Raw genomic sequence first — 22,219 nt, 5'->3', positions numbered from 1 at the left:
CTAATCTAGTATGCCGTCTCGCTTCGTCCAACTCCCTCGTCCGCTACTGCCCTAATGAATGGCTGTTGCCAGAAACGCCACGTCGCGTTCATACAAGCAGGGCGCAAACCGGGAGACTGAAATGCCCGCCCACAGCAATCTCAAGCCGGTGCTGACGGCTGCCGAAATCAACGCGCTGATGGCGACCATTTTACCGCAGCTCAACGACCAGTTCACCTTCTACGAGGCGTTGGAGGTGTTTCCAGGCGGCTGTGTCGTGCGGCTCAACGCCGACGAGCGCCATTTGCGTCCCGGCGGCACCGTGTCGGGTTCGGCGCTGTTCACGCTGGCCGACATAGGCGGTTATGTCTGCGTGCTCTCGCATGCCGGACCGGATGCGCTTTCGGTCACCACCAGTCTCAACATCAATTTCGTCCGCAAGGCCGAGGCCGGGCCGATCGACGGCCATTGCCGCATCCTCAAGCTCGGCAAGAGCCTGATGGTGTTCGATATCGACATCGTCGCCGGCCCGGAGGGACACACGGTAGCGCACGCAACGGGCACCTATTCGATCCCGCCAAAGCGGATTGACGGTGTGGTAAAATAATACCTTTCATCCAAGGCATTGTTTTTGCTGGATTTTGATAGCTCGCCGACATTTCACGCGCCTTGACGCAGTCGCCGTCCTCTCCTATAAGCCCTCACGGAACAGCGGCCCGCAAAGGCCGCCGTTTTGTTATTGGCGGCGGGCAAGCGCCTTTCGCCAATCCAAGCAACAAGAAACGCCTTCTTTTGAAGGTCCGAACCGAAAGCAACAATCCATGGCAACCTTTTCGCAGAAGCCTGCGGATGTGGTGAAGAAGTGGGTGCTGATCGACGCCGAGGGTCTCGTCGTCGGCCGTCTTGCCACTGTCATCGCCAATCATCTTCGCGGCAAACACAAGCCCACCTTCACCCCGCACGTCGACGACGGCGACAACGTCATCGTCATCAATGCCGACAAGGTGGTGTTCACCGGCAAGAAGTTCACCGACAAGGTCTATTACTGGCACACCGGCCACCCCGGCGGCGTCAAGGAGCGCACCGCGCGCCAGCTGCTCGAGGGTCGTTTCCCCGAACGTGTCGTCGAGAAGGCCGTCGAACGCATGATCCCGCGTGGCCCGCTCGGCCGTCGCCAGATGAAGAACCTCCGCGTCTATGCAGGCACGGAACATCCGCATGTCGCCCAGCAGCCCGTCGTCCTCGACGTGGCCAAGCTGAACGCCAAGAACAAGAAGGTTTCGTAAGATGGCTGAGCTTTCCTCGCTCGCAGAACTCGGAGCTGCCACCGGCAATACCAACACCCAGCCGGCCGCACCCGTCCACGTCCAGAAACTCGATAAGTCGGGCCGCGCTTACGCCACTGGCAAGCGCAAGAACGCCATCGCCCGCGTCTGGGTGAAGCCCGGCTCCGGCAAGATCGTCGTCAACGACAAGGTGTTCGCCGAATATTTCGCGCGTCCGGTGCTGCAGATGATCCTCAACCAGCCGATCATCGCCGCCAATCGCGCCGGCCAGTACGACATCGTTGCCACCGTCATCGGCGGCGGCCTTTCCGGCCAGGCTGGTGCCGTGCGCCACGGCATCTCCAAGGCGCTGACCTATTACGAGCCGGCGCTGCGCGCCGTGCTCAAGAAGGGTGGCTTCCTGACCCGCGACAGCCGCGTCGTCGAGCGCAAGAAGTACGGCAAGGCGAAGGCCCGCCGGAGCTTCCAGTTCTCCAAGCGCTAAGCGCTGCGCAATTACACGCTATCGAAAGGCCGCCTCCGGGCGGCCTTTTCTTTTCATACAGGGGCATCACCCCACCCGCGCTTGCGGCGCGGTTCATGCCTGGCGCAGAGCTCAGGTCCGGCTGTCCTTGATGAAGTCAATGAACGCCCGCAACGGCGCCGGCACGAGGCGCCGTCCGGGATAGTAAAGGAACGGCCCGGAGAAGCTCTGCCACCAGGGTTCAAGCAGCGGTTCGAGCGCTCCGCTCTCGAAGTGAGGACGTAGCCAATCCTCGAACAGGCTGATGATGCCGGTGCCGGCGATGGCTGCATCGACTTTGAGGTCAGTCGCCCCGCCCAGGGTCACGAGAAGCGGCCCCGTCGGGTCGACCCGCACCACCTCGCCGTCGCGCTCGAATTCCCACGGCGGCATCGCACGGCTGGCAAAGCGGCCGCGCAGGCAGGCGTGGCCGAGCAGGTCGCGCGGGTGTTGCGGCCGGCCATGACGATCCAGGTAGGCCGGGCTGGCGGCGGTGGCGAAGCGCTGCACGCGCGGTCCGATCGGCACAGCGATCATGTCCTGCTCCAGCCGCTCCTCATAGCGAATGCCGGCGTCGCACCCCGCCGCCAGCACATCGACGAAGCTCTCCTCCGAGATCACCTCCAACCGGATGCCTGGATAGGCGGCGAGAAAAGGCGGAACGATGCTGGGCAGTACCAGCCGCGCCGCGCTGACCGGCACATTGAGGCGCAACGTACCTGCCGGCCTGTCGCGAAAGCCGTTCACTACGTCGAGAGCCGACTCCACCTCGGTCAAGGCAGGACCGAGCCGCGCCAGCAGGCCTTCGCCGGCTTCCGTCAGGACAACGCTGCGGGTCGTCCGGTTGAGCAGCCTGACACCGAGCTGCGTCTCCAGGCGCCGCACCGCCTCGCTCAAGCCGGACGCACTGCCGCCGCTGGCGCGTGCCGCATCCCGAAAACCTTTGGCGCGCGCTACGGCCACGAAGGCGTTCAGGTCCCCGAGATCAATCTGCATTGTTCGTCGTTCCGCACAGCCCGTGCGAATTGTACCCAATTATCATGAGATCGGACAGCGTCTATCTGTGCACCGTTCCTGAAGGAGAAAGACCATGTCCAGCGTCGACCAGTCCGGCACATTCATCCTCGGCGACCGCCCAGTGAGACGGCTCGGCTACGGCGCCATGCAGCTCGCAGGGCCAGGCGTCTTCGGCCCACCAAAGGACCACGACGCGGCATTGGCCGTACTGCGCGAAGCCGTTGCACAAGGCGTCAACCACATCGACACCAGCGACTTCTATGGCCCGCACGTGACCAACCTGTTGATCCGCGAAGCGCTCGCACCCTATCCCGACGGCCTCGTTATCGTCACCAAGATCGGTGCCCGACGCGGCACGGATGGCTCATGGCTGCCGGCCTTCTCGGCGGAAGAGCTGACACAGGCGGTGCACGACAATCTGCACAATCTCGGACTCGACGTGCTGGAGGTGGTCAACCTTCGGGTCATGTTCGACGCGCATGGCCCCGCCGAAGGGTCGATCGAGGCGCCGCTTGCGACGCTTGCCGAGCTCCAGCGACAGGGCCTCGTGCGCCACATCGGGCTGAGCAACGTCACCGCTGCACAGATCGCCGAAGGCCGCCGGATGTGCAGGATTGTCTGCGTGCAGAACCAGTACAATCTGGCGCATCGGGGCGATGATGCCTTGATCAACGATCTCGCCCACGACGGCATCGCCTATGTGCCGTTCTTCCCGCTTGGCGGCTTCAACCCGTTGCAGTCGTCGACCTTGTCCAAGGTCGCCGCACGCCTCGGCGCCACGCCCATGCAGGTCGCGCTCGCCTGGCTGCTTCGCCGCGCGCCCAACATTCTTCTGATTCCCGGCACGTCTTCCGTCGCGCATCTCAGAGAGAACCTCGCCGCTGCCGACCTCGAACTGTCGGACGATGTCATCAAGGAGCTGGATGGTGTGGCAATGGCGGCCTGCGGGTAGATTGCCGAAGGCAGTGATGAGCCAATCTCCCCCAAGTGGGTTCCCTTGCGGGGGAGATTGCCGGCAGGACAGCGAAGGCGCGACCTTGCAGGCGGAACCGCCGAGGCGCTGAAGGATCGTCGCATTTTTCTGCTACTACGCCACATTTTGTTCTTGCTTTGTGCCGGCAGCTATGCTACTAATCTGGGTATGGTGCTAATTGGCTCCAACGACCCGCCTACAGAGGCGGGTTTTCTGTTTCTGGGTTCCTTCGAAAGTTTGGCGCTGCCGGCCTGGGGTCGGCGGGACAGCGCCCTTCTGCCCTGCCGGGCATCGTCCCCACGAGAGGGAGATCCAATTCTCGCCGCGCCGGTCTAGTTGATGCTGGCCGTGTTGGCCGGCTCGGCCGGGCGCTTCTCACCGGCATAGGGCACGCGAAAACCGTTCGCCGCCAGCCAACTGATGGCGGCCTTCGGTTCGTCGGTCTGGATGATGGTGGCGCCGCGCTCGACCCAGAAGCCATAAGTCTCGCGCGGCAGGCTGGCCGCAACCGCCAGCTCGTCGCCGCGACCGCCGGCGAGGAAGCCGCCCGGCTTGTTGACGATGGCATAGGTGTCGGCCCAGATGTGCCAGTCGCCCCTCACCGCCAGCGCGCGCATGCGCGGGCTGAATAGCGGGCCGCCGGTCTCGGTCAGTGTCTCTGATCCCGTGCGCCAGTTGATCATCTCGACCGCGCGCATCGGGAAGGCCCGGCTCACTTTCTCGGCAAACATGGCGTCGCGAACCGCGTCATCGGCGATAATCGGCATGAACTGGAAGCCGCTGCCGATCGCGTCCATGGCGGCCTTGACACTGGCAATCCGCTCCGCATTCCACAGGTTCTCCTTGACGATCACCTGTTCGGCCATGCCGAGGTCGCGCGCAACCGCGACCATGCCGACGAGGCTTTCGGTATCGAGCTTGTTGTCGAGATTGATGAGGATCCTGTCCCTGGTCGTCATCAACATCTCGCGCAATGTCGAGACCGTCTCGCCCGTAACGGCGCCGGTGCCTTCGATCACCAACCGGCACGTCTTGAGTTCGGCCATCGCGCGGTTGACCACCTCACCCTTGCAATTCGTCGTGCGGTCGAGCCAACTGTCATGCATGACGACGAACTGTCCGTCCTTCGAGCGCCTGATATCGACCTCGACGATTTCGGCGCCCATTGCGATCGACGCCTCGACGGCGGCGATCGAATTTTCGGGATAGAGCGTCTTGCCGGATTGCATGCCGCCGGCGCGGTGCGCGGCCACTATCACATGGTCGCGCCATTGGTTGGCGTGCTCGAAGCGGTCGAGAATCTGCCTGGCGCGCGTTTCGCCTGCCGATGCCTGGCCAAGGGAGAGCGCCAGCGCCGCGGAAAGTAGAAGGCTCAGCCAAATCGTTCGCATGAGACAGGTCATTCGCACGAGAATCGCTCCGTACCGGGATCGCACCCCGGTTAAGCGATGCCCGTGACAGGCAGGTGAACGAAGCCGGCTTGCAAAATGCCGGAAAATCAGGTCAGCGCCGGCCGAAGCAGTCTTCGGCGGCTACTTTCGGTTGCTTGCCAGGCAATCTCATGGCGAGCCATGCCGGGTTCGCCTGGCGAGCAAGGATTTGTGACCGGATCGAATGGCCATGATCCTCCGCAGGGGTCGCAATTCTGAGAATTATGTCCAATAAGGTTGCGCGTCGACGCACAGGAGATCGCTTCATGCCGCCAAGGACCATCGATCATGCCTTCACCACCCGCTCCAGGACGGGTGCGTCGTTCGAGCCGACCTATGCCGGCGCCCTGTCGTTCATGCGGCGCAAATATTCGAAGGACGTGAAGGACGCCGATGCGGTGGTGTGGGGCATTCCCTTCGACGCTGCGGTCACCAATCGGCCGGGCGCCCGTTTCGGGCCGCAGGCAATCCGCCGCGCCTCGGCCATCCTCGACAACGACCCGCAATATCCGTTTTCGCGCGATCTGTTCGAACAGCTTGCCGTGGTCGATTATGGCGACTGCCTGCTCGACAGCGGCAATCACCAGAAGACGCCTGCCACGATCGAACGCGAAGCGGCCAAGATCCTGAAATCCGGCGCCTTTCTGCTATCACTCGGTGGCGATCACTTCGTCACCTGGCCGCTGCTCAAGGCGCATGCCGCCATCCATGGCCCGCTGGCTCTGGTGCAGTTCGACGCACACCAGGACACCTGGCCCGACGACGGCAAGCGCATCGATCACGGCTCCTTCGTCGGCCGTGCAGTCAAGGAGGGCATCATCGACCCCGACCGGTCGATCCAGATCGGCATCCGCACCCATGCGCCCGACACGTTCGGTATCAAGATCCTGTACGGCCATGAAGTGGAGGAAATGCGTGCGTCCGATATCGCGTATGCCATCGTCGACCGTACGGGCGGCAAGAAGACCTATGTCACCTTCGACATCGATTGCCTGGACCCGGCTTTTGCGCCCGGCACCGGAACGCCGGTCGCGGGAGGCCCGTCTTCGGCAAAGATCCTGTCGGTGCTGCGCCAGATCAACCAGCTCGATATCGTCGGCGCCGACGTCGTCGAGGTTGCGCCAGCCTATGATCACGCCGATATAACGGCGATTGCCGGCTCGATGGTGGCCATGCACTATCTCGGGCTGCTGGCGGAACGAAAGGCCCGGCTCGAGGAAATGAACCAAGGCAATCACAGCGTTGCCGGATTGAATCAGGCGAGCGGCATATAGCTTTGAGATAACAGGAATTTTGGCACGCAATGAAACCGAAAATCTTCATCGACGGCGAGCACGGCACCACCGGTCTGCAGATAAGGGCGCTGCTTGCCGAGCGCGGCGACCTGGAAATCATCTCCATCCCGACCGAGCGCCGCAAGGAAACGGCAGCGCGCGCCGAGTTCCTCAATGCCGCCGATGTCGCGATTCTCTGCCTGCCGGACGCGGCCGCCAGGGAAAGCGTTTCGCTGATCGCCAATGACACCACCAAAGTGATCGACGCCTCGACGGCGCATCGTGTCGCCGATGGGTGGGAATATGGTTTCGCCGAAATGGACAAGGACCAGGCGAAGAAGATCGCTTCGGCGAAGCGCGTCGCCAATCCTGGCTGCTGGCCGCAAGGACCAATCGCGACGCTGCGGCCGCTGGTTGCGGCGGGGCTGCTGCCGGCCGATTTTCCGGTCACCGTCAACGGCATTTCCGGCTATTCCGGCGGCGGCCGGCCGATGATCGAGGATTATGTCGCCAAGGGCGAGGATGCGCCGGAATTCCTGCCCTACGGACTGACGCTGCAGCACAAGCACGTGCCGGAACTCAGGACCTATGCCAGGCTTTCGCACGATCCGATCATGCAGCCGGCAGTCGGCAATTTCGCGCAAGGCATGATCACGGTGGTGCCGCTGCAACTCGGCGGCCTCGACCATGTGCCGACCGGCGCCGAGCTTCACGCGGCGATCGCCGATCATTTCGCTTCCATCGATGGCGGCGTGGTCGAGGTGGCGCCGTATCTGCATCAGGAACGCATGCCCGACATCGATCCGGAGATCTACAACGGCACCAACCGGATGAAGCTCTATGTCTTTGCCAATGATAACAGGGCGCAGGCGCTGCTGCTTGCCGTCTACGACAATCTCGGCAAGGGCGCCTCGGGCGCTGCCGTGCAGAACATGGATCTGATGCTCGGCCTCTGAATGGATGCGCCAGCATTTCCGAAGCGCTGGAAGGTCGGCGCGCCCGAACTCATCGCCGAAACGTTCAGCAGCCGCATCTGGAAGGTTGATCGCGAAGACGGCTCACCGGCAATCGTCAAGGATCTAAAGCCTTTCGACGATGTCGAGGACGAGTTGCGCGGCGAGCATTTCCTCGCCTGGCGACGCGGCGAAGGCGCGGTGCGGCTGCTGGGTCGCGATGGCCACCGGATGCTGCTCGAGTATGCCGGCGAAACCTCGCTGTCACAGATGATTGCGGATCAGGGCGACAATGCCGCCACCGCGATCGCGGCGGAGGTAATGGCCAAGCTGTTCTCGCCGTCGAAGCACCCTGCCCCGCCGGACCTTCAGCCGTTGCGGACCCGGTTTTCCAGCCTGTTCAAAAAGGCGAAGGCCGATCGCGCCGCCGGCGAAAAGAGCCTGTATGTCGAAGCTGCCGAAATCGCCGAACGGCTGTTGTCCAATCCGCACGACGTACGGCCGCTGCACGGCGACCTGCATCACGACAACATCATGCACGGTCCGCGCGGCTGGCTGGCGATCGATCCGAAGGGCGTTCTCGGCGACCCCGGCTTCGATGCCGCCAATGTGTTCTACAACCCACTCGACCGAGACGATCTTTGCATCGATCCGCGGCGGATCGCGCATATGGCGCATGTCTTTGCCGCAACGCTCGGCCAGTCGCCGCCCGCGATACTGGACCACGCCATCGCCTATGGCTGCCTGTCGGCTGCATGGCACCATGAAGATCGCAATGCGGTCGACGAAAACCGCGAGCTGGCGATTGCCGCGGCAATCCGGCGGGTGCGGCTCAGCCTCTGAGAGCGATCTCGTGGGGCAGCGGGTAAGCGCCCTTGGTACCGCGCCAATGCGCGGCGGCGAAGCCCAGCAGAACCAGCGCGAATGCCTGATGCGTCAGGGCCAAGTGCAGAGGCACCTGCATCAATAGCGTGCCGATGCCGATCGACGCCTGAACCACGACAACCAGGAACAGCAGCGTCGCGCGTCGGGCATGCGTCGTGCCCGGCAGGCGCCGGCGTGTCGCAATCATGTGCCAGAGCGCGACCGCGAAGATCGTGTAGGCGCCGACCCGGTGGACGAATTGCACCGTCTTCGGGTTTTCGAAGAAATTGCGCCATGCCGGCTCCAGCAGCAGCAGGTCGCCGGGGACCAGCTTGCCGTCCATCAGCGGCCAGGTGTTGTAGCTCAAGCCGGCGTCTAGCCCTGCGACCAGCCCGCCGAGATAGATCTGGACCAGCGCCAGCAGCACCAGGAAGCCGGCCAGACGCTGTGTCGAGCGGTTGGCGGCCGGTTCGGAGTGTGGGGCCAATCCGCGCGCGACCACCATCGTCGCCGTGAAGATCAGCGCCGCCAGCGTCAGATGCGTCGCCAGCCGATATTGGCTGACCGAAACCCGGTCAACCAACCCGGACGCCACCATCCACCAGCCTATCGCGCCCTGCAGAGCGCCGAGAAGGAGGATGCCCGACAATTTCGTGCCGAGGCCCCGCTCGATGCGGCGCGTCGCCCAGAAGAACAGCAGCGGCAGGGCGAAGACCACGCCGACACTACGCGCCAGGATGCGGTGCACCCATTCCCACCAGAAGATCGATTTGAACGCCTCGATGCTCATGCCGTTGTTGAGTTCGGCATATTGCGGGGTCTGCTGGTAGCGCAGGAACTCCTCCTGCCACTCGGCATCATTGAGCGGCGGGATGACGCCGTGTATCGGCTGCCATTCGGTGATCGACAGGCCGGAATTGGTGAGCCTTGTAGCGCCGCCGACCAGTACCAGCGCAAACAGCACCAGGAGCACGACATAGAGCCAACCGCGTACCAGCGCGCGGTTGCGAAGGTCGCGATCGCGGGCGGCGAAAGGCGCGGCATCGGATATGGCAGCAGCCATGGATTTGTCCCGGCAGTTGAAGTCGCGGATTGGTGAACCATCGCAACCCGGCTTGCAAGACCGGACAGCGCGGCACGCCGTCGCGCCGTTTCTGGCGGGTTGCGCGTATTGGCTGTTCGGCCTAAGCGATAGCGATCAACGAGATCGCGCCATGCCCATTCGCCTGAAAAAGCTGATCGGAAGCTTCCTGCTGGTAGTGCTGGTCATTGTCTATGCGCTGGTCGCCTCGATCGTGGCGGTCGCCCAATTGTCGCAGTCCGGGCCGCTGGCGCACTTCATCTTCTTCCTGCTCAGCGGGCTTTTGTGGGTGCTGCCGGCGATGGGCATCATCAAATGGCTGATCCTGGAGCCGCGGCCGAAGGGGCGAGGCAACAGTTAGATCGTCACCACCGTCTTGCCGGCATTGGCCAGCGGCGTCGTCACGCCCGACAACATTGTTCGGATGTGGGCGACGCTCTGATAGCGGCCATTGACCGAAATGCGCGGCAGGGCGTGCAGGAAGCCGGCATGCTCGGCGCGGAGTATGCCGTGGCGGGTCGTCACCGCCGAGGCGTAGCCGGCATCGCGGGCTAGGCCTACTTCGCGGCGGCCGACGGCACTGGCATAACCGTAGGGATAGGCGAAATGGCGCGGTTCCTCGCCGAGTTTGGCCTGCAATATGCGCTTGACGTCGCCGATCTCATGTCGCGCATCGCTCTCGGAAAGCCGCTTCAGATTGCAGTGATTGACGCTATGTGCGCCGATCGCCACCAGCGGGTGCCCGGCCATGGTGCGGATCTCGTCCCAGTTCATCAGCGTGCTCGGGCGCGGACCACCCAACTCGATGCCGTTCGAGCGCGCCAGATCCCGCAACACCGCACGCTGGTCCTGCTCGCGCACCTTCAGCGTCAGATGAGCGTGCAGGCGCGCATTGGCCTGGACCTTTTTTCCCGGACTCGAGCAGTCGATTGTCACCGGGGCCATCCGGCGTCGTCAGCGTCAGGCGATCGCGCGCATTGACGATGTCCTCGACCACGTCCCACCACAAATCGGCAGCGCCGTCGATCAGCCCCGGCGCGACGTAGATGGTGATCGGCGCGCCGTGCTTCTCCAGCACCGGCAGCGCCTCGGTCATGTTGTCTCGATAGGCGTCGTCGGCGGTGATCGTCGCAAACTGGCCGTCCTTGTCGCCGGCCTTGATGCGCTCGATCGCCTCGTCAAGCGTGACGAAACTGTAGCCGTTCGCCTTCATGTCGGCGATCACGGTGTCGAGAAACCCGGGCGCGATGTTCAAATGGCGGTTGACGCCGTTCGGCTTCTCCGGTGTCGCGGTTACCCGATGCAGCATCAGGATGGCGCCAAGGCCGCCGATAAACGGCTTGGCCAGCGGCGCGAGACCGGAATAGCGGGCGAGATTGAGCGCCAGTTTGCGGATTGCCTCGCCCCCGTCGATCATTCATTCACCTTTTGCGCCTAAGCTCATTAAGCATGGAATGCGCCTGCGCGGACCCCCAATCGCGACGAATACGCCCCAAGGATTGAGGTATGGTTGACGCCACCGCGTCATTTGACGGCAATCGGCTGGCAAGCAGCGAGGCGTCGCCGTGTGCCTTGCCGGCCGGCAAAGCCGGCCTGTCAACCTCGGTCGCCGATAGTGCGGCGTTGGCGGCGTACGCAGAATTCTGCCATTCGGCGCTTTTTGCCCCTGCGCAAAGCGCAGGCTGGATCCTGAACTGGGCCGCACATACCGGCGCCGACGTTGTCGTTGCGACGCTGCGCGCCGAGGACAGGCCGGTTTTCTCACTGGCGCTGGAGGTCACTCGCAGTGGAGCGTTCCGCGTCGCCCGGTTCATGGGCGGCCGCCATGCAAACGGCAATTTTGCCGCCGCCGACCCGCAATGGCTGGCGAATGCCGATAGCGCGGCGATCCGTTCTATGCTGGCGGCGATTGCCAAGGCGCGGCGCGACATCGATCTTGTCGCGCTGGAGCGGCTGCTGCCCGATCTCGACGGCGTTGCCAACCCGCTCTCCGCCTTGCCGCATTTTTCGAGCCCCAATCTGTCGCTGGCCGCCGGTCTTGTGGGAGGATTTGACGCACTGCTCACCCGCGTGAGCGGCAAGCGCAGGCGCAAGAAGCATCGCTCGCAGGCGCGCAAGTTCGAGGCCGTTGGCAGCTATCGTCGCATCGAGGCAAGGACTGCGGACGAGGTGAACATGCTGCTCGATGCCTTTTTCGAGATGAAGGAATTCCGCTTCCGCAAGATGGGCATCGCCAATGTTTTCGGTGAGGCGGAGGTGCGCGCTTTTTTCCGCTCGCTGTTTGCCGACGCGCTTCAAGAGGAAGATCCGTCCTTCGTCCTGCATGGGCTGGAAGTCGCCGGCAAACTTCGTGCCGTCACCGGGTCGAGCCGCTCGGGCAAGCGGCTGATCTGCGAATTCGGGGCGATCGCCGAGGACGACCTCGCACACACCAGCCCGGGCGACTTCCTGTTCTTCGAGAACATCCAGGAAGCCTGCGAGGCGGGTTTCGAAATCTATGATTTCTCGGTTGGCGACGAACCCTACAAGCGATTGTGGTGCGATGTCGAAACGCAGCATTTCGAGGTGCTGGTTCCGCTGACGCCGAAAGGTCGTGCGCTGGCGCTGGCGCTCAGGCAGGGCGCAAGCCTGAAGGCATTCATCAAGCACAGCCCAATGGTCTGGAAGCTGACCAAGCTGCTGCGCCGCAAAGCCGTGGGGCGGACAGCACCGGCCGCAGGCGAAGACGACAGCTGATTTCGATTTGAGAGAAAACTGCCTCAGGCGGCCGAGCGCCGTCCCGGCATTGGGCTCGGCGCCACATGGCCGATGGGCGTGACCAGCGTCAGGTCGGGATAGCCACTCTCGATGAGCGCGACCGCGGCCTGCGTCACCTCGTCGTCCGGTTCAAGCATGGAGAGCAAAACCTCGGTCCCCTCGCCCACCAGGCGGCTGATGCCTTGCGCGTCAGCCGGTCCGCATTCGACCACGACCAAATCATAGGCGGTGGTCAGCGACTGCATGATGATCGGCAGCCGGTCGGCGGCGCGCATGGCGCGGACCGGATCGGCTGTGCCGACGGGAATAACGTGGCAGTCCGAATAGAGATCGGGGTGGATCACATCGCTGAACTGCGCTTGCGAGGCGAGCAGATCGGTGATGCCCGGAAACAGCCCGCTGTCCAGCATCGGCCGCGAGGCAGCACCCGAAGCGGTGAGATCGAGCAGCAGCACGCGTAGCCCGGCGTCGGAGACTGCGCGCGCCACCAGCACTGCCGAGGCAGCCGCCTCGTCGCCTTCCGGCGACACGAATATGGCCCGGGCGGCACCGGTGGCGATCAGTTTTTCCGCGGCCTTGTCGATGTCGACCTCGCCGAGGATAGAACGTGCCGGTTCAATGTCTCCAGCAGCCATTTCAGAGTACTCCGGTTCGATTTTCTCGGCAGCCGCTTCCGCCACCGCGACGGGTTCCGGCTCCACTTTGCTTTCAATGATATTGTCGTCGTCGGCCTCATCGATCTCAACGACTGCCGGTTCGGACCGGCCAACCGACGGGTCGGGCTCGGCCATCACGCGTTCGGCCTGGACAGCCGGCATCGCAACCTGCTCGATGCGCTCGAAATGGGCACCGGCGGCCGGACGCATGGCGCGGCCGGAAAACAGTTCCTGCAGCAGCGTGACGATCGCCATGATGAGCAACGAGCCGACAAAGGCCGCACTGACAATCGGACCAATCTTGGGGAAATAAGGTTCGGCCGGCACCTGGGCCTCCGAAAATACGCGAGCGTCGACGGGCAGATAGTTGCGATCCTTGCGTGCGGCCGCCTGGAGATAGCTGGATGAATAGAGATCGAGCTGCTGACGCTTGGTCGCGGCATCACGCTGCAGCGCATCGAGTTCCACCTGCTCTTCGCCGGCGCGGGCGGACGCCGCCTTCAGCGTGTTGACGTCTGCCACGAGTTGAGCCTCTCGCGCCTTCGCCGTCTCGGCCTGCGCCATCAGACCTTTCATGATCTTTTCCGCTTCGTTGCGGATCTGGCGGTCGAGATCCGCGAGCTGCGACTTCAGCGCGCGGATGCGCGGATGGTTGTCGAGCAAGGTGGTGGAAAGGTCGGCGATGTTGTTCTTGAGTTCGACTTGCCGCTCGCGCAGGCGCTGGATCAGTTCGGAAGACAACACCTCCGGAACGGCATCCAGCGAGCCGCCATTGCGCAACGCCCTGCGCACGCTGTCAGCGGTCGCTTCCGCCGAAGCGCGATTGGCGCGCACGCGTGACAGTTCGCTCGACAATTCGGACAGCTGCTGGGTGGCAAGCACCGAATTGTTGCCGCCCATCAAAAGATCGGACTGCGCACGGAATGCGGCAACCTTGGCTTCCGCCTCCTTCACCCGGTTCTGCAGATCCGCGATTTCCGGCGCCAGAAAGTCGGTGGCGGCGGAATTCGATTCGAGCTTGGCATTGCCCTTGGAGGCGATATAGGCGTTTGCAATGGCGTTCGGGATCGCGGCGGCAAGCTTTGGATCCTCTGACGAGAACTCGATTGCGATCGCGCGGGTTTTTTCAACGCCATAGACGTTGAGCTTCTCATGCATTGCGTCCAGCACGCGCTCTTCCAGCGGAATCTCGAACGGATCGCTTTTCAAGCCAACAAGGACAAGGGCGCGGCTCAGCGCCGACATCTTCAGCGCCTCGTCGAATTCGGGCAATTTCGCCAGGTTGAGCTTCGCCGCCACCTGCTTGAGGATGTCGGGGGACGAGATGATCTGGACCTCGGTGGCCACAGCCTCTCCGTCGGGAATCGACCGCTCGTTGCCGTTGGCCCCGGCTGGCCGCGTGAACTCCGATTCTCGAGGCCCGATCTCCAGCTTGGCTGCCGCCTTGTATTCGGGCGTTGCAAGCCAGGCGAGCGCAAAGGCCAGACCGGTTACAACCAGTGCGACGACAAGGATGCGCAGCCAGTTTCGCGCCAGGCCGGCGAAAAGCTGCCTGAGATCGACGTCGACATCTGCGGCCGCGGATTGAACGGACATGCATCCCTGCTCCGGTACTGAGTCAGCATGCACCGTAAACAACTATGGTAACTCAGCCGTTAATATCGCGGTAAGAACCTGTCAGGCTCTATTAACAAGCCGCAAACAAGAGGCTGAAAACCATCTGCATTCGTCGATCCGGCCCGCATCGGCCGCGCGCCTTTACCGGCCATTAACCCTAACAGGATGATAACCGAGCTCGATCGTTAAGGTTTGCCGCAGAGTCGCCGGCTATTCAAAGGTACGTGTCCGCTCATGAAAAGCACTGCTCCCCTTTTCCGCGCGCTGCTTGCCGTATCGATGCTTTCGGGCTGCTCCAGCTACCGGCCGACGCCGGCCGCATTCCATGAAGTTCTCGACCAGCCCTATCGCCTCGGCGCCGGCGACCGCGTCCGCGTAACCGTGTTCGAGCAGGAAGGACTGACCAATACCTACAGCGTCGACCAGTCCGGCTATCTCTCGCTGCCGCTCGTCGGCAACGTGCCGGCGCGCGGCCACACCGCCCAACAGCTTGAAAGCGAGATCGCCGAGAAACTGCGCCAGGGTTATTTGCGGGATCCCGATGTTTCGGTAGAAATCGATCGCTACCGGCCGATCTTCGTCATGGGTGAAGTGGGTGCGGCGGGGCAGTATTCCTACGTTCCAGGCCTGACCGTGCAGAAAGCCGTCGCCATCGCCGGCGGGTTCACGCCACGCGCCAACCAGGAAAGCGTCGACATTACCCGCGACATCAACGGCAAGGTGATAACCGGACGCGTGGTGACCTCCGACCCGCTGCTGCCCGGCGATACAGTCTATGTTCGCGAACGCCTGTTTTGATGTGCTGACAAAGTGGCGGACACACTCAGGATCGTCCACTGCTTTCGCTCACCGGTCGGAGGCATCTTCCGGCATGTGCGCGACCTGACCGAGGCTCAGGTCGCCGCCGGCCATGCCGTCGGCATCGTCTGCGATTCGACGACGGGCGGCGATTTCGAGGAACGGCTGTTCGAACAGATGAAAGGCAGCCTGGCGCTCGGCATTCACCGCACCCCGATGCAGCGTCATGTCGGGCCAGGCGATCTCGCCTCGGCCCGGCGCACCTACAGGATCATAAAAGAATTGCGGCCGGACGTGCTGCACGGGCATGGCGCCAAAGGTGGCGCCTATGCCCGTCTGTTTGGCTCATTGTTGCGGGTATCCAGGTCTCGCGTAGCCCGCCTTTATTCGCCGCATGGCGGCTCGCTTCACTATGACGAGACCACCGCCATGGGGAAGCTGTTCTTCGCGCTCGAGCGCTTCATGGCTCGCTTCACCGATTGCCTGCTGTTTGTTTCCGATTATGAGCGGCGGACTTATCGCAGGAAGGTCGGCGAGCCGCCCATTCCGAACGCTCTCGTCCACAACGGCCTGCGCGCCGCCGAGTTCGAGCCGGTGCGGACCGAGCACAATGCGGTTGACCTCCTCTATATCGGCATGATGCGAGACCTCAAAGGCCCGGACATCTTCATCGATGCGCTGGGGCTAGCCGCGACACGGCTCGGCCGCCCATTGAAAGCGCTGATGGTCGGCGACGGCGACGACCTGGCGCGCTATCGCGCCCAGGTGAATCAGCTCGGCCTCGAGGTCAGCTTTCTGGCGCCGATGCCGGCCAGGCTCGCCTTCACGCTGGCCGAACTGGTCGTCGTTCCCTCGCGCGCGGAAGCCATGCCCTATATAGTTCTGGAAGCGCTCGCCGCCGGCAAGCCGATCATCGCGACGGCGGTCGGCGGCATACCGGAAATCTTCGACACCGGCTCACCTGTCCTGATCCGGCCCGACCCGCGCGAACTTGGCGACAAGATAAGCGCCGCATTGGCCGATCTCGACACCTACAAAGGCCTGATGCCCGGCCTCGCCGACCTCAAGGCACGCTTCGGCGCCGATGTAATGGCCGCCGAAATCGAAAAGGCCTATTTCGCCGCGCTCAAAAAATAGAACAACGGGTTTCCACCGGGCTGCTCCTGGTGAAAGCGTCTCCAAAGCCATCTGTTGTTTCAAGGGTTTCTTAGCTCTCTTTTGCTATTCACCTGAGGGAAACCTGCGGACGCCCCATGAACGAAATCGACCCAGCGCGCCGTTTTTCGCTAGACGCGGTGCGCAAATTCGACGCCCCTGCCGAGAACAATACGGCCGGCGGCATGAACGATGTTGCCCGCCAGGTCGCCTCGCAATACCGGCGCGATACGATGTCGCCGATCATGGTGAGCGGCGTCCTGCGCATGGTGGAATTCGCGCTGCTGTTGGTCTCAGGTCTTGCCGTCTATTTCTATTATGTCGGCTTTTTCAACTATCTTGCCTGGCAATACTCACTGACGATCGCCGCCACCTCGTTCCTCGCGGTCGTTCTGTTCGACGTCACCGACCGCTACCAGATCGTCGCGCTGATGCGGCCGATCGCCAATTTCGGCCGTCTCCTGCTGGTCTGGGCCGGAACATTCGCCTTGATGGCGCTCACCGCCTTCACCATGAAAATGTCCGAAGACTATTCGCGCCTGCTCTTCGGCACATGGTTCGTCGTCGGTTTCGTGCTGATCCTGGGTCTCCGACTGGTGATGTCGAAGCTGATCCGGCGCTGGGCGCGCGACGGGCGGATGGAGCGCCGCGCCGTCATCGTCGGCGGCGGCAAGGCGGCGGAGGTATTGATCCGCTCGGTCGAAAGGCAGCCCTACAACGACATCCGCATCTGCGGCATCTTCGACGACCGCGGCGACAAGCGGTCGCCGCCGGTTGTCGCCGGTTATCCCAAGCTCGGTACAATTTCCGAACTCATCGAATTTGCCCGCATCGCGCGCATCGACATGCTGATCGTATCGCTGCCGCTGACCGCCGAGTCGCGCGTGCTGCAGTTATTGAAGAAGCTGTGGGTGCTGCCGGTCGACATCCGGCTATCGGCGCATTCGAACGCGCTGCAGTTCAGGCCGCGCGCCTATTCCTACATCGGCTCGGTGCCGATGCTCGATATTTTCGACAAGCCGATCAACGACTGGGATTCGGTCGCCAAGCGCGCCTTCGACATTGTCTTTTCGATCATCGGCATCATCGTGTTCTCGCCGGTGATGCTGGCGACCGCAATCGCGATCAAACTCGACAGCAAGGGGCCGGTGCTGTTCCATCAGAAGCGGCACGGCTTCAACAACGAGATCATCGACGTCTACAAGTTCCGTTCGATGTATACCGACAAGGCGGACCCGACGGCCAAACAGACCGTGACCAAGAACGATCCGCGCGTCACCCGCGTCGGCCGCTTCATCCGCAAGACCTCGGTCGACGAACTGCCGCAGTTCTTCAATTCGCTGTTCGGTTCGCTGTCGCTGGTCGGGCCGCGCCCGCACGCCATTGCCGCGCAGTCGCACAACCTCCTCTACAATGAAGTGGTCGACGGCTATTTCGCTCGCCACAAGGTCAAACCCGGTGTGACCGGCTGGGCGCAGATCAATGGCTGGCGCGGCGAGATGGACACCAACGAGAAGATTCGCATGCGGACTGAATACGACCTCTATTACATCGAGAACTGGTCGCTCTTGTTCGACCTCAGAATCCTGTTCCTGACGCCGATCCGCCTGTTCAATACGGAAAACGCGTATTGAGCGCGACGGCCTATGAATTGCCGGCTGCGGCGGTCAACGCCAAGCTGATTGCACTGATTGCTTCGGGGGCGGTTTTCCTCGGTGTTTTCCTGTCAGGCTTCGTCATCGATGAACCGGCGCCATACGACCTCTATATGGTCGGGCTGATCGTGGTGTGGCCCTTGTTCGGCCTGCGCATACAACGCGCGGCGGTGCCGCTGCTGGTGCTGCTGGTGATCATGAACATCGGCGGCATGATCTCGATGACGCAGATGTCGGACCTCGCCGGCACGCCGCTCTATCTCGCCGTCTCGCTGTTCCTGGCCTTAACCGCGGTTTTTTTCGCTTCGGTAACGGCGGTCCGGCCCAGTCTCTACCGGGTGATCTTCGTCGCCTATGTGGTGTCGGCGGTGCTGACTTCGCTGGTTGGCATAGCCGGCTATTTCCATGCCTTTCCAGGAGCCGAGATCTTCACCAAATACGACCGTGCCGCCGGCGCCTTCCAGGACCCGAACGTGTTCGGTCCGTTCCTGGTGCTGCCGGGCATCTACCTGCTCTATCTGCTGCTTACCGGCTCGGTCGCGCGCATGCCTCTATTGGCTATGCCGCTGCTGATCATCACCGCCGGCATCTTCTTTTCCTTTTCGCGCGGCGCCTGGGGCATGTTCGCCGTTTCGGCGATCCTTTTGACCGGTGCCTTGTTCCTGCAGAGCGCCAGCGGCAAGTTCAGGCTGCGCGTCGTCGTCATGACCATCGCCGCCGTCGGACTGCTGGTCATCGCAATGATCGTCATCCTGCAACTGCCAGGCGTCGCCGAGATGTTCTCGAACCGCGCACAGCTCGAACAAAGCTACGACACCGCCCGGCTCGGCCGCTTCGCCCGCTATACGATCGGCTTTCAGATGGCACTGGAGCATCCGTTCGGCATCGGCCCGCTCGTCTTCGGCAAGATGTTCGGCGAGGACACGCACGACATCTGGCTGAAGATGCTGATGGATTACGGCTGGCTCGGCTTCGTGTCGTTCCTGACGCTGACGTGCTGGACGATCGCCGCCGGCTTCCGCATTCTGCTGCGCGACCGGCCGTGGCAGCCTTATCTTCTATGCGCCTACGTCGCCTTCATCGGCAATATCGGGCTCGGCACCTTCATCGACATCGACCACTGGCGCCACGTCTACCTGCTGCTCGGCTTGATCTGGGGTGCCATCGCGCTCGAATACCGTCACCAGTGGCAGTTGCGGGCGACGCAGCGACCGGCAATCCCCGTCGCGGTTGCCTCAGGCAGGACAGCAACCGAATTCGGTTGACCGGACCCGGTCTATCACGATACATCGCGACCGGTCCGGAGTGTAGCGCAGCCCGGTAGCGCACTTGACTGGGGGTCAAGGGGTCGTCGGTTCGAATCCGGCCACTCCGACCATTAAAATCCAAAGGCTTAGCCAGTTTTCCCCCAAACTGGCTGTACCGACAATAGCCGCACTGCAGCCAGCGCAACATACGCAGGCGCGTGATCTCATCGAGGAATCGATCACGCATCACTCGTGCGCGAGGCACGGAGGCTGGCGTCTAGCCAGAAGCCCACCGAGAAACCGCGCGGTAATGGCTAGGTAAGCTTTGCTGCGTACGCCAACCTTTATCGTGAGAAAAGGTCCCGCCGCACATGCCAGAACGGCGGGACTCGATCAGGCGCCTTGCATCAGGCAGGGGTGACTCGGGGGTTGGGCATGCCCGGTGCGCGCGGATCGTACTGAACCCTAGGCGCATCAGCTGCAATGCGTCCACCAACCGTCGGTTGGAAAGAACTAATTCAATCCCGACGGCTGGCCTGGCCTGAACAGGCGCGCGCTCAAGGCTCAGTTTCTTCCCGGGGAGCAGCTTTTTGGTCAGGACAATCAGGATAGGGCAATTCTTCACACGGAGAGGGCCTGTCGCCAACGCTGCGATAATGTTCCGCGAGTTTTGCGAAACCGTAGGCGAAGGCGAAAAGAAGCGCGAGGACAACCGCTATTCGGACGGCCATACCGTATTGTAGCAGGATCCTCGCATTGGAGCGCGCGGCGTTTTGGTACGTTTGAATGTTGAGTTCGAAAAAGGTTGGCTCTAGTTGAATTGCCGTCGTCCGCAGTTGTAAGGGCGAGCGGACGCTACGAAGATGCCACGCGCTTTCGCCCTTTTCGGGAGAGATGCAATGTCGCTTCAAGGAGTTGCCTGTCCTGCCGAGCTGACCATGTTGACCAAGGCACTTGATGCCCGATGCCGTGAACTAGGCCTCGCTGATGGAGATCCAGGCAGAGAAGTGCTCGGCCGCAGAGTGATGGATTTATTTGAAAGTGGTCAGCTCAGCGCCGAAGATTTGAGACTGGCTCTGAGCGGCGAGATCTTTAACGCCAAAAATCCTCCGGCCGGAGCCAGTGGGCCTTGATACGGCAAGCGGCTATCGGCGCAGCCATTTGAATCACTGGCCCAGCGTCGGCTTCCGTGTGCGCAGGAGCGCGTGTGAACAAATGTGATTTTGCGGTCGGTGCCAGACGGGCTAACTTTACCCATCGAACGAAAGAGGAGAATGATCATGAAGACATTCCTCGCAATAGCCGCGGCACTGACCATGTCCATATCAGCTGCCTCTGCGGATTGCCCCGCGCATTCCAAGGTTCAGGCATCGGTCGACACGCAGACGAAGACAGCAAGCGTCGAGAAGGCCGATATGTCGACTGTCACGGACGCTCAGACGATCAAGAAAGAAGAGCCACAGAAGACCGAGTAGCGGTTACGCTCAGCGGATTCCACGACCCGGATAAATCGCTACTGGCACACATCCACCCACTCGGCGTCGACGAGTTCGGCCAGGCGTTGCGGGCTGAGCCGCACGGCGGCATTCGTCGCGCCTGCCGCCGGGACGACCTCGTCAAAGGCGCGCAGCGAGATGTCGCAGTAGACCGGGAGCGGCGCCGGTAGGCCGAACGGGCACACCCCACCGACGGGATGGTTGGTCGCGGCGAGCACCTGGTCGGCGTCCAGCATTCGCGCCTTGCCACCAAACCGGTCCTTGAATTTGCGATTGTCCAGCCTGGAGATCCCGCTGGCCACGATCAGCATCGTCTGGTCGCCGGCGCGCAAGCAGATCGTCTTGGCAATCTGCGCCGGCGCTACGCCATGCGCTTCGGCGGCCAGAGCCACCGTCGCCGAGCTTGCCTCCGTGACGATGACGTCAATGTCGGCCGCGTGTGCGGCGAAGAAGGCGCGAACGGATTCGAGGCTCATCTCCAGCAATTTCCGTCTGGCGTCGCCGTGGCGGCCGGCAAGTCCACTACGTGGCCGAAAAAACGAAGCCCGCCAGGGCGACCCATGGCGAGCTCGTGGAATAAAAGCATGACACGTCGCTACGACACGGATCGCCTTTTGGCAGGCAACACGGCTTCGTCAAACAGAGCGCTTTCCGGAAGTTGAAGCGCGGAGGCAATACGCCGACGTTTCGAGGGATCGGCATCCTTGCCGCTTTCAACGTCGGCAATCTCATAGGCTGCCAGCCCGCACGCCAGGGACAGCTCTTCGATGCTGTATCCACGGGCTTCCCGGGCGGTTCGGACGGCACTGCGTTCAGGCGTAACCGCGCTCGCCGCCAGTTCGGAATAAGGTTCGCGTTTTGCTATTTGGGGCATTGGCAACTCCGTGGGATGAAAGAGTTAGATCAAATCATGTTGTTGCCTGAGACGATCGGGAGAATGCCCGCTCGCCGGTGATTTGCCAAGCATCAAAGATAGCGTCACGGCATCGTGAACCGACGCCGGAATGGATGGCGGATGCCGGCGAGCTGACATCTGGCCGGATCCTCAGCAGACACAGTTCGGAAACAAAATTCTACAGGCCGGAGAAACTGCCGAAAAACTCCAAGGCGATAGTCCCAACCGCAGCGCTCGAGTCACCGACCTGAATCAGTGACGCTCAAATTCCGCCTGCGCAAAAAGGAAACGATGTCATGAAGAAGCCTCTTCTCTCCGCTCTTGGACTTGCAATCGCACTTGCCCTCTCGATGCCGATCATCGGCGCAAGCAGCGCGAATGCGACGACGATGCACACCATCGTCAAGAAGCATCACCGCCATCACTACCATCACCGCGTCCACCACTACCGCCACCATCACAAGAAGGTTGTCGCGAAGAAGTACTGAAAACACCCTCGGGCGAACAACCCGCAGTCAGCCGTTCTGGTCCTGGATCAAGGGCGGCGCGCTTGCCGGGTTTGCCGTGTCGGCGAAAAATGGCGG

24 protein-coding genes and 1 tRNA gene are annotated in these 22,219 nt (G+C 62.4%); 17 read left to right on the top strand and 8 right to left on the bottom strand.

What is annotated here, in order from left to right:
* Positions 1-121: 121 nt before the first annotated feature.
* The 3 genes from NKH99_RS08460 to rpsI all read left to right on the top strand — a co-directional run bounded on the left by NKH99_RS08460 (position 122) and on the right by rpsI (position 1,749).
* Positions 122-586 (top strand): PaaI family thioesterase, encoded by a 465-nt coding sequence (locus NKH99_RS08460; RefSeq protein ID WP_353013547.1) that lies wholly within the window; start codon positions 122-124, stop codon positions 584-586.
* Positions 587-800: 214 nt separating this feature from the next.
* A complete protein-coding gene (gene rplM / locus NKH99_RS08455; RefSeq protein ID WP_023674645.1) occupies positions 801-1,265 on the top strand; it encodes a 50S ribosomal protein L13 in 465 nt (154 codons plus the stop codon).
* Between the two features lies 1 nt (position 1,266).
* The gene (rpsI, locus tag NKH99_RS08450) at positions 1,267-1,749 is read left to right on the top strand and encodes a 30S ribosomal protein S9 (RefSeq protein WP_023674644.1); all 483 of its coding nucleotides are present in this window, start codon (positions 1,267-1,269) and stop codon (positions 1,747-1,749) included.
* A gap of 111 nt (positions 1,750-1,860) precedes the next feature.
* On the opposite strand, the gene NKH99_RS08445 is transcribed toward rpsI, so the two are convergent.
* Complete coding sequence (locus NKH99_RS08445; protein ID WP_352682017.1) at positions 1,861-2,763, bottom strand: LysR family transcriptional regulator; 903 nt, start codon at positions 2,761-2,763, stop codon at positions 1,861-1,863.
* Positions 2,764-2,857: 94 nt separating this feature from the next.
* On the opposite strand from NKH99_RS08445, the gene NKH99_RS08440 reads away from it, so the two are divergent.
* Positions 2,858-3,736, top strand: a complete 879-nt coding sequence (locus NKH99_RS08440) for an aldo/keto reductase family oxidoreductase (RefSeq protein ID WP_353013545.1) — start codon at positions 2,858-2,860, stop codon at positions 3,734-3,736.
* Between the two features lie 353 nt (positions 3,737-4,089).
* On the opposite strand, the gene NKH99_RS08435 is transcribed toward NKH99_RS08440, so the two are convergent.
* Positions 4,090-5,148, bottom strand: coding sequence for a glycerophosphodiester phosphodiesterase family protein (locus NKH99_RS08435; RefSeq protein ID WP_353013543.1), 1,059 nt, complete (start codon positions 5,146-5,148; stop codon positions 4,090-4,092).
* Positions 5,149-5,453: 305 nt separating this feature from the next.
* Here NKH99_RS08435 and speB point away from each other — a divergent pair, with 305 nt between their 5' ends.
* The 3 genes from speB to NKH99_RS08420 are packed head-to-tail and all read left to right on the top strand — an operon-like array spanning position 5,454 to position 8,257.
* Complete coding sequence (gene speB, locus NKH99_RS08430) at positions 5,454-6,461, top strand: agmatinase (protein WP_352471982.1); 1,008 nt, start codon at positions 5,454-5,456, stop codon at positions 6,459-6,461.
* Positions 6,462-6,490: 29 nt separating this feature from the next.
* The gene (argC, locus tag NKH99_RS08425) at positions 6,491-7,417 is read left to right on the top strand and encodes an N-acetyl-gamma-glutamyl-phosphate reductase (RefSeq protein WP_353013541.1); all 927 of its coding nucleotides are present in this window, start codon (positions 6,491-6,493) and stop codon (positions 7,415-7,417) included.
* Entirely contained in the window at positions 7,418-8,257 is an 840-nt protein-coding gene (locus NKH99_RS08420; RefSeq protein WP_353013539.1) for an aminoglycoside phosphotransferase family protein, read from the top strand.
* On the opposite strand, the gene NKH99_RS08415 is transcribed toward NKH99_RS08420, so the two are convergent.
* A complete protein-coding gene (locus tag NKH99_RS08415; RefSeq protein WP_353013537.1) occupies positions 8,247-9,341 on the bottom strand; it encodes a COX15/CtaA family protein in 1,095 nt (364 codons plus the stop codon). The genes NKH99_RS08420 and NKH99_RS08415 overlap by 11 nt on opposite strands.
* A 151-nt stretch (positions 9,342-9,492) precedes the next feature.
* On the opposite strand from NKH99_RS08415, the gene NKH99_RS08410 reads away from it, so the two are divergent.
* A complete protein-coding gene (locus NKH99_RS08410) occupies positions 9,493-9,720 on the top strand; it encodes a DUF2842 domain-containing protein (protein ID WP_023674629.1) in 228 nt (75 codons plus the stop codon).
* Here NKH99_RS08410 and NKH99_RS08405 read toward each other — a convergent pair.
* The gene (locus NKH99_RS08405; protein ID WP_353013536.1) at positions 9,717-10,133 is read right to left on the bottom strand and encodes a polysaccharide deacetylase family protein; all 417 of its coding nucleotides are present in this window, start codon (positions 10,131-10,133) and stop codon (positions 9,717-9,719) included. The genes NKH99_RS08410 and NKH99_RS08405 overlap by 4 nt on opposite strands.
* Positions 10,072-10,776: a polysaccharide deacetylase family protein gene (locus NKH99_RS08400; RefSeq protein WP_353013534.1), complete on the bottom strand. Its 705-nt coding sequence runs from the start codon at positions 10,774-10,776 to the stop codon at positions 10,072-10,074. The genes NKH99_RS08405 and NKH99_RS08400 overlap by 62 nt, the downstream gene beginning before the upstream one ends.
* A gap of 89 nt (positions 10,777-10,865) precedes the next feature.
* On the opposite strand from NKH99_RS08400, the gene NKH99_RS08395 reads away from it, so the two are divergent.
* On the top strand, positions 10,866-12,095 hold the full coding sequence (locus NKH99_RS08395; RefSeq protein ID WP_353013532.1) for a GNAT family N-acetyltransferase: 1,230 nt from the start codon (positions 10,866-10,868) through the stop codon (positions 12,093-12,095).
* Positions 12,096-12,118: 23 nt separating this feature from the next.
* Here the strand turns inward: NKH99_RS08395 and NKH99_RS08390 are convergent, their stop codons facing one another.
* On the bottom strand, positions 12,119-14,368 hold the full coding sequence (locus tag NKH99_RS08390; protein ID WP_353013530.1) for a GumC family protein: 2,250 nt from the start codon (positions 14,366-14,368) through the stop codon (positions 12,119-12,121).
* 255 nt (positions 14,369-14,623) lie between these two features.
* On the opposite strand from NKH99_RS08390, the gene NKH99_RS08385 reads away from it, so the two are divergent.
* From NKH99_RS08385 to NKH99_RS08355, 7 genes are all read left to right on the top strand, one after another.
* Positions 14,624-15,187 carry a polysaccharide biosynthesis/export family protein gene (locus tag NKH99_RS08385; protein WP_023674625.1) on the top strand — a complete coding sequence of 188 codons (564 nt, stop codon included), beginning with the start codon at positions 14,624-14,626 and terminating at the stop codon, positions 15,185-15,187.
* Between the two features lie 12 nt (positions 15,188-15,199).
* Positions 15,200-16,324: a glycosyltransferase family 4 protein gene (locus NKH99_RS08380; protein WP_352491881.1), complete on the top strand. Its 1,125-nt coding sequence runs from the start codon at positions 15,200-15,202 to the stop codon at positions 16,322-16,324.
* A gap of 116 nt (positions 16,325-16,440) precedes the next feature.
* The gene (locus tag NKH99_RS08375; RefSeq protein WP_353013527.1) at positions 16,441-17,976 is read left to right on the top strand and encodes an undecaprenyl-phosphate glucose phosphotransferase; all 1,536 of its coding nucleotides are present in this window, start codon (positions 16,441-16,443) and stop codon (positions 17,974-17,976) included.
* Positions 17,973-19,262, top strand: a complete 1,290-nt coding sequence (locus NKH99_RS08370) for an O-antigen ligase family protein (protein ID WP_353013525.1) — start codon at positions 17,973-17,975, stop codon at positions 19,260-19,262. Before NKH99_RS08375 ends, NKH99_RS08370 begins: the two co-directional genes overlap by 4 nt.
* A gap of 36 nt (positions 19,263-19,298) precedes the next feature.
* A tRNA-Pro gene (locus NKH99_RS08365) sits at positions 19,299-19,375 on the top strand.
* 768 nt (positions 19,376-20,143) lie between these two features.
* On the top strand, positions 20,144-20,377 hold the full coding sequence (locus NKH99_RS08360; RefSeq protein ID WP_352471996.1) for a hypothetical protein: 234 nt from the start codon (positions 20,144-20,146) through the stop codon (positions 20,375-20,377).
* A 147-nt stretch (positions 20,378-20,524) separates the two neighbouring features.
* Positions 20,525-20,719: a hypothetical protein gene (locus tag NKH99_RS08355; RefSeq protein ID WP_023674517.1), complete on the top strand. Its 195-nt coding sequence runs from the start codon at positions 20,525-20,527 to the stop codon at positions 20,717-20,719.
* Positions 20,720-20,757: 38 nt separating this feature from the next.
* Here the strand turns inward: NKH99_RS08355 and NKH99_RS08350 are convergent, their stop codons facing one another.
* Positions 20,758-21,216, bottom strand: coding sequence for a YbaK/EbsC family protein (locus NKH99_RS08350; RefSeq protein ID WP_352471997.1), 459 nt, complete (start codon positions 21,214-21,216; stop codon positions 20,758-20,760).
* A 119-nt stretch (positions 21,217-21,335) separates the two neighbouring features.
* A complete protein-coding gene (locus NKH99_RS08345; protein ID WP_352471998.1) occupies positions 21,336-21,614 on the bottom strand; it encodes a helix-turn-helix domain-containing protein in 279 nt (92 codons plus the stop codon).
* Positions 21,615-21,931: 317 nt separating this feature from the next.
* On the opposite strand from NKH99_RS08345, the gene NKH99_RS08340 reads away from it, so the two are divergent.
* On the top strand, positions 21,932-22,123 hold the full coding sequence (locus NKH99_RS08340) for a hypothetical protein (protein ID WP_352977926.1): 192 nt from the start codon (positions 21,932-21,934) through the stop codon (positions 22,121-22,123).
* Positions 22,124-22,219 lie beyond the last annotated feature (96 nt).

Origin of the sequence: Mesorhizobium sp. M0854 (assembly GCF_040319815.1) — a bacterium.
GTDB lineage: Bacteria > Pseudomonadota > Alphaproteobacteria > Rhizobiales > Rhizobiaceae > Mesorhizobium.
The sequence above is the reverse complement of the archived record's forward strand: the minus strand, read 5'-3'. Positions and strand labels throughout refer to the sequence as shown.